Origin of the sequence: Curtobacterium sp. VKM Ac-2852 (assembly GCF_013205045.1) — a bacterium.
GTDB lineage: Bacteria > Actinomycetota > Actinomycetes > Actinomycetales > Microbacteriaceae > Curtobacterium > Curtobacterium flaccumfaciens.
On sequence record NZ_JABMLI010000002.1, the window covers coordinates 425,583 to 439,423 of the forward strand.

The following is a 13,841-nucleotide window of genomic DNA, read 5'->3' on the forward strand; positions in this document are numbered from 1 at the left end:
TTGTCCGCCCCCCACCCCGGCCGGGCGGCGCGGGGCCAGCGGGCACCGCGCCTCCTGTCCGTCAACGGGTCGCGTCTACGCGACCGCCGCCTGCACCTGACGCTGGACGCGTCCGAGCATGCCCACCATGCCGCGGATCCGCAGCGGGCTGACCGCCTCGGACAGGCCGATGGTCAGCGGGTAGTCCGTCGGCACGGCGAGCACCTGCTCGACGGTCAGGCCGGACAGTCCCTGCGCCAGGATCGAGGCGAAGCCGCGGGTGGTCGGCGCCTCGCGCGGGGCGGTGGCGTGCATCCGGACCACGTCCGGGGTGTCGCCGTCCTCGCCCACCGTCACGGTGATGAAGACGGGGGACTGGCACTCCTCGACGCGTTCGAGCTCATCCTCGTGCCCCTGCAGGCGTTCGGGCAGTGCGGGCAGCTCGTTCGAGAACTCGAGCAGGAGCTGCAGGCGGTCCTTCTGACCCAGGGCGAGGAAGTCGTCGCGGATCTCGGCGAGGGTGGCGGGGAGTGGTGCGTCGGTGCTGGCGTTCATCGGTTCGGAACAGTACCCGGCTCGGATCCCTGCACGATGGGGACGCGGACGGCGCTGCCCCACTCGGTCCACGAGCCGTCGTAGTTGCGGACGTTGTCGTAGCCGAGCAGGTGCTGCAGGACGAACCAGGTGTGGCTCGAGCGCTCACCGATGCGGCAGTAGGCGATGACCTCGTCGGCGTCACCGATGCCGGCGCCGTCGCGGTAGACGGCGTCGAGCTCGTCGCGTGACTTGAAGGTGCCGTCGGGGGCTGCGGCCGTCGCCCAGGGGATGTTCACGGCGGTGGGGACGTGGCCGCCGCGCAGCGCGCCCTCTTCAGGGTAGTCGGGCGCCGTCGTGCGCTCCCCGCTGTACTCCGGGGCGCTGCGGACGTCGATGAGCGGCTTGCCGAGGTGCGCGAGGACGTCGTCCTTGAAGGCGCGGACGGGCTCGTCGTGGCGCTCGACGACGGGGTACTCGACGGGCGTGACCGGGGTCTCGTCGGTGGTCAGGGCGCGGTCCTCGGCGATCCACTTGCCACGACCACCGTCGAGCAGGCGGACGTCCTCGTGGCCGAACAGGGTGAACACCCAGAGGGCGTAGGCCGCCCACCAGTTGTTCTTGTCGCCGTAGATCACGACCGTGGTGTCGCGGCCGATGCCCTTGCCGCCGAGGAGCTCGGCGAAGGCGGCACCGTCGATGTAGTCGCGCTGCACCGGGTCGTTGAGGTCGGTGTGCCAGTCGATCTTCACGGCGGCCGGGATGTGCCCCGTCTCGTAGAGCAGGACGTCCTCGTCGGACTCGACGACCACCAGGTCGGGCGCGCCGGCCCCGGCGTCGAGTTGCTCCTGCAGCCACTCGGTGGAGACGAGGCGCTCCGGGTGCGCGTAGGCGGCGAACTTCTCGGACGGGTCGACCGGTGCGGTCATCGGGGGTACCTCCAGGGGGTGCGGGGGAGCGTGGTGCTGGGGAGCGTGCTGCTGGCGCCGGACTAGGATCGGGCGTCGGTGCCTGTGGGCAACGGTACGCGGACGTACCGTGCCCCTGACGCAACGTGACACCCCACGACATGCTTCCCGGAAGGGTTCCCCGATTGCCCGCTCACCTCGTCGACCGTGATCCCCGGGTGACCCCGCAGCAGATGGCCGCGGCGCTCGTGCCCCCGCCCCAGTTCACGGACGCGTCGTTCGACTCGTACCGGCCGGATCCGGACTACGACTCGCAGGCCTCGGTCCGCGATGCCGTCGCCGCGTTCGTGGCCGCCGGTCCCGCGGACGCCCCGCGGCGCGGGCTGTTCGGGCGCCGGAAGCAGTCGGCGGAACCCGCGGCGAAGTCCGGCGTGTACCTGGACGGCGGGTTCGGCGTGGGCAAGACCCACCTGCTCGCAGCCGCCTACCACGCGGCCACCGGGCGGAAGACGTTCGGCACCTTCATCGAGTACACCGCGCTCGTGGGCGCCCTGGGGTTCCAGGGGACGGTCGACCTGCTCCGCGGCACCGCACTGGTGTGCATCGACGAGTTCGAGCTCGACGACCCGGGCGACACGATGGTGATGACCCGGCTCATCAAGGAACTGACCGAGACCGGCACCCGCTTCGCCGCGACGTCGAACACGCCACCGGGAGCCCTGGGCGAGGGACGCTTCGCCGCGCAGGACTTCCTGCGCGAGATCCAGGCCATGTCGGACCGCTTCGACACCATGCGCATCGACGGCCTCGACTACCGCCGACGTGCCGTGGACGAGTCGGCGCAGGTGGTGTCCGACGTGCCCGCCGCGCTGCCGTCCGGCTCCGTGACGCTCGACGACTTCGGCGCGGTGGTCGCGCACCTGGGTTCCGTGCACCCCTCGAAGTACGTCGCGCTGGTCGAGGACCTCGACGCCGTCGGGCTCACCGACGTCCAGGCGTTCACCGACCAGACCGACGCGCTGCGCTGGGTCGCCCTGGTGGACCGGCTGTACGACGCGCAGGTGCGGATCGTCGCCTCGGGGACCCCGCTCGACCAGGTGTACCCCGACGTGATGCTCGAGGGCGGCTACCGCAAGAAGTACCTGCGCGCGGCGTCCCGCGTCGTGGCGCTCACCCGCGCCTGAACGTCGCTCGCTGCCCGGACCGATCTGTCCACGGCGGTCTCGGGCCCCTCGCGCAGGGGACATCGGGCCGGCGGAAACACGACGTTTACAAACGGCGCGGTCGCGTTACATCCGCGAAACAGTTCGTGCTCCCTCGTGAAACCTCGCCTCGCCAGACTCGGTGACACCCGAGGCGGTCCAAGAGCCGCTCGTGCAATCGAGAGGTGAACAGATGCTTGATCAGGGCCAGACAGGCTTCATCATGATCATGGCTGCGCTGGTGTTGTTCATGACACCCGGCCTGGCCTTCTTCTACGGCGGTTTGGTGAAGGCGAAGTCCGTCATCAGCATGATGATGATGTCCTTCGGTGCGATCGCGCTCGTCGGCGTCCTCTGGGTGCTGTACGGCTACGCGATCGCCTTCGCCAACACGGGGCCGCACACGGCCGTCAGCGGCGTCGTCGGGTTCTTCAGCATCGACTGGAACCAGATCGGCCTCGGCCAGGCGTTCGAACAGTCCCAGGCCACCACGCTCGCCGCCACCTACCCCGACCTCGCGTTCGTCGGCTTCCAGGCGACGTTCGCGATCATCACCGTCGCGCTCATCTCCGGCGCCATCGCCGACCGCGCCAAGTTCGGCGCGTGGATGGTCTTCGCCGGCATCTGGGTCACGGTCGTCTACTTCCCGGTCGCCTCGTGGGTCTTCAACCTGACCTCCGGCTGGGCCGCCACGTGGGGCGTCATCGACTTCGCCGGTGGCACCGCGGTGCACATCAACGCCGGTGCGGCGGGTCTCGCCCTGGCGATCGTCCTCGGCAAGCGTGTCGGCTTCGCCAAGGGCGCGCACAAGCCGCACAACCCGCCCTTCGTCCTGCTCGGCGCCGCCATCCTGTGGTTCGGCTGGTTCGGCTTCAACGCCGGCTCCGCCGGTGCCGCGAACGGTGTCGCGTCGCTCGCCTGGATCAACACGCTCGCCGCTCCCGCAGCCGCGGTCCTCGGCTGGCTGCTCGTCGAGAAGCTCAAGGACGGCAAGGCGACCTCCGTCGGTGCCGCCTCGGGTGCCGTCACCGGCCTGGTCGCGATCACCCCGGCCTGTGCCAACCTGACCCCGGGCTGGGGCATCCTGCTCGGCTTCCTCGCCGGCATCGTCTGCTGCTTCGCCATCGACTGGAAGTACCGCCTGGGCTTCGACGACTCGCTCGACGTGGTCGGCGTGCACCTGGTCGGCGGCATCTTCGGCACGCTGTTCCTCGGCTTCTTCGCCAACGACACCGGCCTGATCTACTCCGGCTCGTTCGAGCAGCTCGGCAAGCAGGCGGCCGCAGCGGGTGCCGTCGGCGCGTACTCGTTCGTCCTGGCCTTCATCATCGGCTGGGTCATCGAGAAGACGATGGGCTTCCGCGTCAAGACCGAGGACGAGGTCGCCGGCATCGACACCGCGGTCCACGGCGAAGAGGGCTACGTCCTCTACGAGCAGACCGACGACAGCCCGGTCAGCGTCCGCTAGACACGCTCCACCACCCGCACGACGACGGGCCCCGCGCACACAGCAGCGCGGGGCCCGTCGTCGTGTGCGGGACCATCCCCGGCCGGTAGGGTTCCGGCGTGGACGACGTCACCCTCGCGCACCCGCTCGTCGACGCGGTCGGGCCCGGCTTCGTCGTCTCCGAGACCGACGCCGCGATCGTGTCGCTGTCCTCCGCCCGCATGGGCGTGGTGCTCGAGACACGGGCCGCCGACCTCGCGTTCGTGCTGCTCACCCCGCCCACCAGCCGCCTCACCCCGGCGATGCTCGCGATGCTCCGGCGCACGAGCAGCGCGTGGGTCGTCCGCGAGGGCGACCGCTACCGCGCCGCCGGCTCCACCGAGGTCGTCGACGACGTCGCGACCGCGATGTTCGCCCCGCAGGCCTCGCCGCGCACCACCCGGCTCGGCGCCGACGAGGTCCCCTGGGTCGAGCTGATCGTGTCCGTCCACCACCCCGCCACCGAGCAGGCCGGCATCGGTCGCACCGCTGAGCTCCTGCTCGAGGGACTCGCCGGCAGTGCGCCCACGGCCTGGGGCACGGTCGAGCCGGCCACGCTCGCGTGGAGCGTCGGTGCCGTCACGGACTTCGCCCGTGGGCGCGCGCCCCGTCCGACCCGGCTCGTCGCCGTCGCCCCGGTCGACGGCGGGTTCGGTGCGGTGCAACTCCGCATCGAACGGTCCGCGACGGGCGTCACCGAGGAGACACGGTTGGCACTGCCACGGCCAGGGCCCACGCCGCCGGTTCCGGGGCGACGCGCCAGCGGCGGGCCGGCCGTGCCGGTGGGGAGAGGCACGGTGCCGGTCCACGGGAACGACTCGCCTCCGGTGGACGGTCCGGTCGTCGACGTCCTGGCCGACCTCGCGCGTCGACAGCGAGTGCTGCTCGCAACGGCGTGGCGGTCGGGCGGGCACGCAGACGCGACCCTCGCCGCTCGGCAGCACGGCATGCCCGTCCCCCTCGGAGCAGTTCTCGGCGCCGCCGCCGTGCGGGACCTCGGCATCGACGCCGGTTCGGTGCCGGTGGGTGCCACCCCGGTCGGTCCGCCGCGCGTGCCGTCGCTGCTGCTCGACTTCTCGCCGCCGACCGCAGGGCTGACCGGGGGCGCCGAGGTGGAGGCCCGCTGGCGGCGGCTGGCCGAGCTCGGCACCGCGCTCGGCCCCCGTGCCGTCGCACTGCTCGGGTTCGGGGCGGACCGATGAGCGCCGAGTGGACCATCCTCAGCGCCGAGCACGTGGACGCCGCCGCCGTGCTGACCGGGGCCGCTGCGGTCGACCCGATGATCGGCATCCGGCAGCTCTGGGCGGGCGATGCGTTGCAGCTCGTTTCGGACGGTGGGGTGGTGCTCCTCACGCTCTTCCAGTCCCGCCGTCTCGACAGCGTCATCGACGCGGAGCGGCTGCTCACCAGACCGTTGTCGGTGGCGGGTGATCGGCTATGGTGGACCGAGATCCACACGGCCGCGCAACCCCCGTTCCGGGGGACGGCCGAGCGGATCGTGCACAGCATCGCGGACGCCGCCGGGGGAACGGCTGCGTCCCGAGCCGTGCACTGACCACGCGATCGCTCTGACCGAGCGGGACGACGACCAGGGGGAGCCATGGGGAACGGCTGGCAGATCGAGCCCGCGGGCGTGCAGACGACGCTCACCGACACCGAGACCGCGGCGACGAACCTCTCGACCGCGTTCGACGGTCTCGCCGACGCGCACGCGGCGCTCACGACCGCCGTCGGCGACGACCAGGCGGTTGCCGGCGCCGTCGCGGCACTCATCGAGAGCCACTCGGCCCTCCTGACCCGCGTGGGCAACCACATCACCGCCGGTCTGGCCGGCGCTGCCACCGCGACCCTCGCCTACTACCACGGTGACGAGGAGATGGCCGCGACGGCGCAGACAAACGCGATCCGGGCCTCCAGTACCGGTGATTTCTCGGCCTTCGACCTGGGTGGTGACCAGTGAGCGGCCAGTGCCGCGCCGACGGCCTGATCGACCCGGACGCGATCCCCGGCGCGAACATCGACGCGGCGAAGGTCGAGACCGCCGGCACGGCGTTCTCGACGTCGGCCACCGACGTCGAGACGCGCGGCGGCGAGGTGAAGACCGCCTGGGCGAAGCTCGGCAGCAGCTACACCACGCCGGACTCCACCGAACTGCTCGCGGTCATGGACGGCGTCGAGACCGACACCGCCGCACTCGCCGCGACCCTGCAGAAGGCGTCGACGTTCATCGGCGACTACGCGACCGCGGTCGCGCCCATCGCGAAGCGGCTCGTCGAGCTGAAGGCCGAGGCCGAGACGTTCGTCGAGAAGGCGCTCAAGGGCAAGACCGTCGGCCCGTGGGACCCCGAGCACCCGGCCAACCAGGGCATCGTCGGGCTCGTCGAGAACTTCGGCCAGCAATTCGACGACGTGCACCTGCCGTGGGACCAGTACACGCCGTACGTCGACGAGAACAACGAGCTGCTCACCAAGGTCGCCGCGCAGGAGACGAAGCTCTCCGCCGCCTCCGCCGAGTGCGTCAACGCGATCAACGGATTGCGCACGGACATGTGTCTGCCCCAGGTACAGGCCGTCGACTACAACGCTGCCGTCAAGGCGAACGAACCGATGCCATGGGGGAGCACCGGGCGCGGCGACCAGTCCTGCTCGGAGTCGTTCAACTCCGGCATGGACGATGCCCTGACCGGCACCATCGACGGACTCGGCGGCCTCGTCGGCTACAACTCGCAGACCGGCGAGTGGGGCGACGGAGACTGGGCGGCGCAGTCCTGGAAGGGCTTCGCGGAGTCCCTCGGACTGATCGTCCTGTTGGGCAGCCCGCCGCTGCTCATCGCCGCGGCGCTCCCCAAGGGCGTCCTGCCGGATGTCGTCGGTGACACCGCGCGGAACATCATGGACCAGCAGAAGACCCTCGTCGAGGGCTTCGTCGGGTCGCCGGAGGACTGGCGGGACGACCCCGCCCACGCCGCCGGTGGTGCCGCGTTCAACATCGGCACGCTGTTCATCCCCGGCGCGGGCGAGATCGGCGCGGGCGCGAAGGTGGCGGCGCTCGGGTCGCGGCTCGCGGTGCTCGGGGCCGACGGCAGCAAGCTCGCGCTCATCGGGTCCAAGGTCGCTGCCGCCGGCACCACGATCGTGCGCGTCGGGGATGCGCTGTCGGGCCTGCCGGGCAAGGCGTTGTCGGGAGTCTCGGACCTGCTGGCGCGGGGGCGTGGCGGGTTCGCGGATGCGCTCCGGGGGCTCGGGGACAAGATCCCGACCGTGAAGGTCAGCGTCGAGCACGCCATGGCGACGCCGGACGGGTTCGGCGTCGGGGTCGGGCGGCCACACATCGAGGTGGGAAACCCGGGTTCGGGTGGGCACTGGTTGCACTCGGTGGCGGATCGGGTGGATGGTGGAGGCACCCCGACGCGCTTTGAGCACTCGCCTGCGGACGCAGCAGCGTCGCACTCTGCCGATCCGGACAGCGGCACTTCACATGATGGCGGTGTGCACGGCACCGGCCGTGCGGCCGACGAGAACACGACCGGGCGACCAGACGTCGAGGCCGATGGCGCGAGTCCAGACAATGATGGGCCCGAGAGCCCTTCTTCCGATCTCGTCTCCAAATCGGTGCCTGATCCGGTCCGCTACGAATCTGGCTCGGTGTTCGTGGACGGCACCCCGGTGACGATCGAGGACCACGGCTTCTCGGAAGCACTTCGCGAGCAGGGCGGGCTGCAATCTGTCGAGCAGTTGCATGAGCGCGCTCACACATTGGACAGACACTACTGGGGAAGCGACGGTGCGTCGTTGAAGACGGACGCCGAGATCGCGAGCCGTGAACCCATGCCCAAGTCGGGCAATGGTGCGTTCCGACTGAACGTGGACGACCTTCACCGTGTCATCGGGGACGGGATCGATGCAAATGCTGGTGGCGTCCGAAAATGGCTCGGTGGTGAGAGTCCGTCGAGTGCGTTCGATGCCGAGTTCGAGACCGTCATCGGGCGTCATTACGGGACGGAATTTACCGACTCGAAGAGCGTGCGGATCGTGCTGCAGCGAGATCCAACGTCGCCAGGGGGCTTCTACGTGAAGACTGCCTATCCGACATTTACTGGAGAGGGTTAATGGTGGAAATCGATCGGCTGACGGAAAGTGCGATGAAACAGGAGTTTCCGGAGCTTTGGAATCTTCTCAACGCAACATTCCACGCGGACTGGCGCGATGATTTCGCATCGGCTCGAGACGCGCTAGATGATAGCCTCAGTGGCTACACTACGGCCGGCCGCGGCCTGATCCATCAGGAGGTCTCAGGGGTTCTCGCCGCTGCTCCTACCGGCGCCGAGCTTGCGCACCTGTTCGAAGTGTCTGGAGCGGATCTCTGGGTCGACTCTGAATTTGAGATGACTGATCAAGCGTTTGCACACCTTCTGTGGACTCTAACGGATGGGGCCTCGAAGCCGGCGGATCATGGCAATCGTACGGCGCGTTCCGGCTGACTGTCGATGATCTCAATAGAGTTCTCGGTGAGACGCTCGATGCAAACAAGGGCTCCGTGGACGGGTGGTTGGCGGGAACAGACAAGGTTAAAGCGTTCACCGCGACGTTCCGGGACCCGATTGGTCGGTACTACCTTCATGAAGTCGTCGATAGCCACACGGTCACAGTGATCCTCAGACGCGACACCGCTGCACCGCAGGGCTTCTTCATCAAGACCGCATTCCCAACGCCTCCGGAGGCGTGATACATGCCGGACATCGAAGATCTGGGTGCAGTAGAACTTCGTCGAACCTTTCCTGCGCTTTCATCTCTTCTCCCTGCGATTTTCTACCCCACCTGGGAGATGGACTATCGTGATGCTTCTGAAGCATTCGATGATGCTCTTGAAGGATTTTCTGTGCAGTCCGCAACTGATGTACGGGCAGAGATTGACTCAGTACTCAATACCGACATGGACGATGCGGCTGTGTCGGCTCTCATCCTCGAGCTGAACGCCAGCGTCGACCCGACGACCCACACCGGATTGGGTGGGCGGGCGTTCCTCAAGGAATTCGCGAACGCAGTTGTAACTCACGTGTTCCGGCCGTCGGCCTAGCGACATCGGTTTCAGCCGCGGTGACAACAACTGCTTGCGTTCACTCCCGGGGACCAGCCGGTCATCGGACACGTCGAACTGCAGTCTGACCGCGCCACCGCGACGTGGGAACTGGTGAAGCGCAACAATGCAGGGTTGGCCGAGCAGCAGTACTCGACGGGTATCCAACAAGCTGGTGACGGCACGGTCCCCGAGCTGGTCATCCGCACCGAACACGGCCGATAGACCGCGCTCGACGGCTCCGCGTCGAGGACGGTCAACGGGTCTTCGTGGACACGACGGGCGACTACCCGATTTCATGAAGGAAGATCAATGACTGATTCAGTTCCGTTCGGTGGTGAGCACTACAGTTCGCTCGACTCGCCGCCGACTACGATGGACTGGTCGTGGAATACCGGCCTCTACCGGATGGGTTTGCAGGATGGTGAGCAGCGTCATTGACGTTTCAGGTTGGCAGATGAAAGTGCAGTGGGCAGCGCGGCAACAGTCCGCTGAGGAGATCGCGGATCTCGCATTGCAGAGTTGCGATCGGTTCGTCCGAGCGTTCCCGGAGTTTGAGGGAGCGTGGAAGGTGAGCAGCGAGGTCGGCTCAGTCGAGTACAGGGACAACGCAGTGCCCGAACTCGTGCGATCGAGCCTGCTGCGTGTCGACGGTGAGCCGGATCCGGCTCGGGGGTTCAGCTTCTTGCTGCTCTCGCCAGTGATTGACGGTAGCTATGCGGCCATCCGCGTGCGTGCCGGTGCCACACATCAAACGCGACGGGTGGCACCGAACTCGGTCTCTGTGGACTTTTCTTTGGTGGATTTCGGCGAGCCGGTGACTCTGAGCACGTCGGGTCCGGGTTTCGAAGCATTCGTTGACCTCGCAAAGTCCCTCGAGGTGCTCTGGGAGGCAGAGAGCATGAAGGTTGCCGACCGTGCTCCTGAGGACCTTCTCGGTGAATGAGTTGGGAGCGAACGGGGCTTTTTTGTCTGAACCGAGACAACCCGTGAGGCCTGAGCTTCGATCGGACCCTGCCTCAGCGTGAAGACCAATGTCACCGACTGGTACCTCGTGGCCGACTGGGATGCAAGGCCCGAGTCTGCGAACGTGATCGCTGCCCGCCTGGTTGACACGTCCGCCGCGATCAAGGTTGCGCTGCCTGTGTTCGATGGAATATGGACGGTCAACGATCAGAACGTCGATAGTGCAGATGAGCGGTCATGGTCCGGACTCGTCGGTTCGTCGCCGTACAAAGTCGACGGCGTTGCGGAACCGGCGCGGGGATTCACGCTTTCGTTGGCTTCAGTGATTTCTGGTGGGTCAATGCTGCATGCATCGGTCACGGCTGGTGCGGCGTTTCAGACCATCATCAACAAACCGAACGAGTTCGTTGTGGACTTTCGGGGTCGGCGCTTCGGCGAGGCGGTAGAAATCGATTTGCCGATCTCCGCGGACGAACGGTTCCGAGGCCTTGGCATGAGGATCAAAGACATCTGGGGTGCCTCGGATGTTCGTGTCGAGTTCGGCTGAAGTAGACAGTGCCGCCCGAGTCGTTGTGAAGCGATGATCGATCGCCACTACCTGCTCAGCGTGCGCGAGCGCGTGCGGGACGCTGATGAGCAGCGGCTGGCTGGCGGTCCGGACCGACTTGCCGAAGACCATGGTGGGCACCTGCTGTCGGCCGACCATGGCGGTTCAGCGTACGGAGTGGATCTCACTCCGGAACACGGCCGAAGTGTCAGTCTGGGAGCAGCCCGGAGGGTGGAGAACTCCATCTCCAAGTTGCTGCGGGAAGATCCGAACACCTCGGTGTACCTGAGCCGCGAGATACAGCATGTTGGCCGCGCTGATCGTGGGTCGATATTCTGGTCCACTGGGGACGGGACGGTGTCGAGCACCTGCAACAAGTCCGCGTCACGAACCACGTCTCGCATGAGGCGGCAACAAGGGCCGGAGGCCTCGCAGATTGAATTCTGTATCTGACGTCATCGACCAACAGAATGCGCTCGCGATCCTCACGTTCGACCGGCTGGGATCAGGGTGGCAACGTTCGACGAGTGTCTTCGTCAGTCTCGGCGTGACCGCGCGGATCGAGCGGGCCGTCGACACTGGTGTTGCAGTCATTCACACCCCTCCCGCTGACCTCGCGGAATTCGAGGCGTGGAGTCGTCTGCGCGAAGTCATGGCCGAACCAGAACAGGGTGCCTGGTTCACAGGGCGCCTGCGCCTCGATTCAAGTGGTGCTTACCAGTTCGAGTTCTCCTGGGACGACGAGCCCCGATGGCCACTGCTGATCGACATCGATGGACAGCTCGTGGACTCGTTGCCGGTGGAGAACTCGGAATTGCGAGAAGACATGGTGATGCATCCGCGGCCTGCGGCTACGACACCACCATGGCTCGTCGAGCGTCTCGGCGCATCTCCGCTGCACTTCTCCGACAGGTGGGACGCCCGACTCGAGCCGCTCGGGAGCAGCCCGAACTGGTCGATCGTCCGGGACATGGTCCGTGACACGATCCAGCTGCTCGGCGATGATCGAGATGCCGTACTAGAACGTGATGTGATCACCGAAGCGGTTTACAGTGAGTTGCTGGCATCGACACGGGTGAGTCAGATGATGCGCTTACTCCGAGATGCAGCGGCAGCGGGTGTGGTCGACGAGCCTGCGCAGCTGAATTCGGACGAGGGTGGCCCGTCGCGAGACGCGATCAGCAACGACCAAGCGTTCCATCGCAACGTCGTCGTGCTGCTGTCGCTCATCGACCAGCTCGCGGACCAGGAGATCGCGAACGTCGTGAAGTCTTGAGATGAGCTCCGGGACCACTCCTCCTGGTACGACTTCAGGAATTCGTCGCCTGAGATGATAATCCCGTTCCCTTCGAGATGTTGACCGAGCCGGGGACTGAAAGGTTGAACTCAGTGGAAGATCTGGTCGGCTTGCAGAATCGCCTTGCGATCTTGACCTTCGACCGCATGCCGAGCGCGTGGTCGCGCGCGACTTCAGTCTTTGTGAACCTTGGTGTCTCGTCGCGACTGCAGCGGGCGGTGCTCACCGCGAGCGGGGTGACTTTCGGCCCTCCCGCCGACCTGGCGGAGTGGCAAGCCTGGAAGGATCTTCGAGCCTTCATGTCTGATGCGGACCACGGCGCTTGGTTCACGGGGCGACTCCAGGTCGAGAGCTCCGGAGCCTATCGGTTCGATTTCGACTGGGACACTGAGCCGCTGTGGCCGGTCCAGGTCGACCTCGATGGCAGCATCGTGCAATCTGAGCGCATCGAGACCACGCAGCTTCGCGAAGATCTCAAGCAGTACCCGCGGGATGCCAAGACCACGCCGGAGTGGCTCGTCCAGCGCCTCGCAGCCAATCCGCTTCGTTTCGTGGATGCTTGGCAGCCAGTGCTCGCGCCGCTCGCGAGCAGCGAGAACTGGATGATCGTTCGAGACATGATCCGCGACGCCATCCAGGCCGGTAGCGATGACGACGGTGTTGCAGTGGAAGCAGATCAAGTTGCTGAGGTCGTCTCCAGCGAACTCGTCGGCTCGACGCATGTCGGGCAGGTCTTGCGCCTCTGTCGTGAGGCGTCCGAGGGCGGACTGATCGAGTTCAGACCGGGGTCGACTGCGGATGCAGCGGAGCCAACAAGAGCGGCGCTCGACGATGACGACGTCGTCCGGGTCAATGTCGAGGCCCTGATGGGTCCGCTTGTAGCTCTCGCCAGTCAAGAACTCCTCAACGCGCAGTCGGCATCCTGATCAGCGGACGGCTGAGCTTCGGGTGTGAACGCCGAGCCCGACGGGACGGATTCCGTCTCCCTGGGGACGATCTCAACCGTTTGATCGGCCGCACCCGGGACAGCTGAGTCGACAAGACCTCGAACCGGTTGAACATGGAGCCCAAGCCCAAGCCCAAGCCCAAGCCCAAGCCCAAACCCAAACCCAAACCCAAACCCAAACCCAAACCCAAACCCAAACCCAAACCCAAACCCAGGATCTTCACATCACCGCGACGTTCGATCAGGCGATCGGACGGCGGTTCGGTGACGGGGTCTTCGCAGACGAGGAGCAGATGTGGATGCAGTTGTTGTGGGACAAGAACAGTCCAGGCGGTTTCCTGGTCCGGACCGCGTACCCGACACGCCTCGGAGGGTGAGATGACTGGATTGACCGAGATCGGGTACGAGAACTACTCCGAAGCGATTCCTCTCCTTGGGGGCTTCCTGGAGAACCTCTACCAATACTGGTGGGATGACTACTCGTCCGTTGCCGACTACGTCGACTTCTACATCGACGGGTTCAGCCGCGAAGAGCTTGCTGGAATGTCGAAGGAGTTCGTCTCGCTGGGTGCTGACGGCGCCGAGGATCGGGAGGTACACGCTTTTCTTCGTCGGATGAACGCGAACCACCGCCTTGGTTCCGGGTCAGGTCGGGCGTTGTTGCGCGAAGTTGGCAAGCGAGTAGACGAGCTCGCCGACGGCGCGGTTCCAAAGGTCTTCGACTGAATGGTGAGCACTCGGACTCGACCGAGTTCCGAACACGACCTCCCCTTCGTACCGGCGACGTTCTCGGGCATTGAGCTGAACGTTGCCATCACGGCGCTCGGACGGTCACGGGGGCGGCGAGGAGCGCTACCGCGCTCCGCGTGAGCGCCGGGACGACAGGGCCACGCCAGTTT

The 13,841-nt window shown here is 66.6% G+C and carries 16 protein-coding genes; 14 read left to right on the top strand and 2 right to left on the bottom strand.

Annotated elements, in window-relative coordinates; translation table 11 throughout:
* Positions 1-75 precede the first annotated feature (75 nt).
* Positions 76-534, bottom strand: coding sequence for a SufE family protein (locus HQQ79_RS08390; protein ID WP_173033657.1), 459 nt, complete (start codon positions 532-534; stop codon positions 76-78).
* Positions 531-1,442, bottom strand: coding sequence for a sulfurtransferase (locus tag HQQ79_RS08395; RefSeq protein ID WP_173033659.1), 912 nt, complete (start codon positions 1,440-1,442; stop codon positions 531-533). The genes HQQ79_RS08390 and HQQ79_RS08395 overlap by 4 nt, the downstream gene beginning before the upstream one ends.
* A 212-nt stretch (positions 1,443-1,654) precedes the next feature.
* On the opposite strand from HQQ79_RS08395, the gene zapE reads away from it, so the two are divergent.
* From zapE to HQQ79_RS08465, 14 genes are all read left to right on the top strand, one after another.
* A complete protein-coding gene (gene zapE, locus HQQ79_RS08400) occupies positions 1,655-2,605 on the top strand; it encodes a cell division protein ZapE (protein ID WP_254066213.1) in 951 nt (316 codons plus the stop codon).
* A gap of 241 nt (positions 2,606-2,846) precedes the next feature.
* On the top strand, positions 2,847-4,091 hold the full coding sequence (locus HQQ79_RS08405; protein WP_254066179.1) for an ammonium transporter: 1,245 nt from the start codon (positions 2,847-2,849) through the stop codon (positions 4,089-4,091).
* A gap of 98 nt (positions 4,092-4,189) precedes the next feature.
* Complete coding sequence (locus HQQ79_RS08410; protein WP_173033663.1) at positions 4,190-5,311, top strand: DUF6177 family protein; 1,122 nt, start codon at positions 4,190-4,192, stop codon at positions 5,309-5,311.
* On the top strand, positions 5,308-5,664 hold the full coding sequence (locus HQQ79_RS08415) for a hypothetical protein (protein WP_173033665.1): 357 nt from the start codon (positions 5,308-5,310) through the stop codon (positions 5,662-5,664). Before HQQ79_RS08410 ends, HQQ79_RS08415 begins: the two co-directional genes overlap by 4 nt.
* Positions 5,665-5,709: 45 nt before the next feature.
* The gene (locus tag HQQ79_RS08420) at positions 5,710-6,069 is read left to right on the top strand and encodes a DUF6507 family protein (RefSeq protein WP_027465489.1); all 360 of its coding nucleotides are present in this window, start codon (positions 5,710-5,712) and stop codon (positions 6,067-6,069) included.
* A complete protein-coding gene (locus HQQ79_RS19155; RefSeq protein WP_173033667.1) occupies positions 6,066-8,219 on the top strand; it encodes an RNase A-like domain-containing protein in 2,154 nt (717 codons plus the stop codon). The genes HQQ79_RS08420 and HQQ79_RS19155 overlap by 4 nt, the downstream gene beginning before the upstream one ends.
* A complete protein-coding gene (locus tag HQQ79_RS08430) occupies positions 8,219-8,590 on the top strand; it encodes a hypothetical protein (protein WP_173033152.1) in 372 nt (123 codons plus the stop codon). The genes HQQ79_RS19155 and HQQ79_RS08430 overlap by 1 nt, the downstream gene beginning before the upstream one ends.
* On the top strand, positions 8,524-8,835 hold the full coding sequence (locus tag HQQ79_RS19160) for an RNase A-like domain-containing protein (protein ID WP_173033669.1): 312 nt from the start codon (positions 8,524-8,526) through the stop codon (positions 8,833-8,835). Before HQQ79_RS08430 ends, HQQ79_RS19160 begins: the two co-directional genes overlap by 67 nt.
* Positions 8,836-8,838: 3 nt before the next feature.
* Positions 8,839-9,186, top strand: coding sequence for a hypothetical protein (locus HQQ79_RS08440; protein WP_173033671.1), 348 nt, complete (start codon positions 8,839-8,841; stop codon positions 9,184-9,186).
* Positions 9,187-9,607: 421 nt separating this feature from the next.
* Positions 9,608-10,132, top strand: coding sequence for a hypothetical protein (locus tag HQQ79_RS08445; RefSeq protein WP_173033673.1), 525 nt, complete (start codon positions 9,608-9,610; stop codon positions 10,130-10,132).
* A 78-nt stretch (positions 10,133-10,210) separates the two neighbouring features.
* Positions 10,211-10,699 (top strand): hypothetical protein, encoded by a 489-nt coding sequence (locus HQQ79_RS08450; RefSeq protein ID WP_173033675.1) that lies wholly within the window; start codon positions 10,211-10,213, stop codon positions 10,697-10,699.
* A 436-nt stretch (positions 10,700-11,135) separates the two neighbouring features.
* Positions 11,136-11,975, top strand: a complete 840-nt coding sequence (locus HQQ79_RS08455) for a hypothetical protein (RefSeq protein ID WP_216852343.1) — start codon at positions 11,136-11,138, stop codon at positions 11,973-11,975.
* Positions 11,976-12,088: 113 nt separating this feature from the next.
* Positions 12,089-12,922 (top strand): hypothetical protein, encoded by an 834-nt coding sequence (locus tag HQQ79_RS08460; RefSeq protein WP_173033678.1) that lies wholly within the window; start codon positions 12,089-12,091, stop codon positions 12,920-12,922.
* A gap of 398 nt (positions 12,923-13,320) precedes the next feature.
* A complete protein-coding gene (locus HQQ79_RS08465; protein WP_173033680.1) occupies positions 13,321-13,668 on the top strand; it encodes a hypothetical protein in 348 nt (115 codons plus the stop codon).
* Positions 13,669-13,841: the final 173 nt, after the last annotated feature.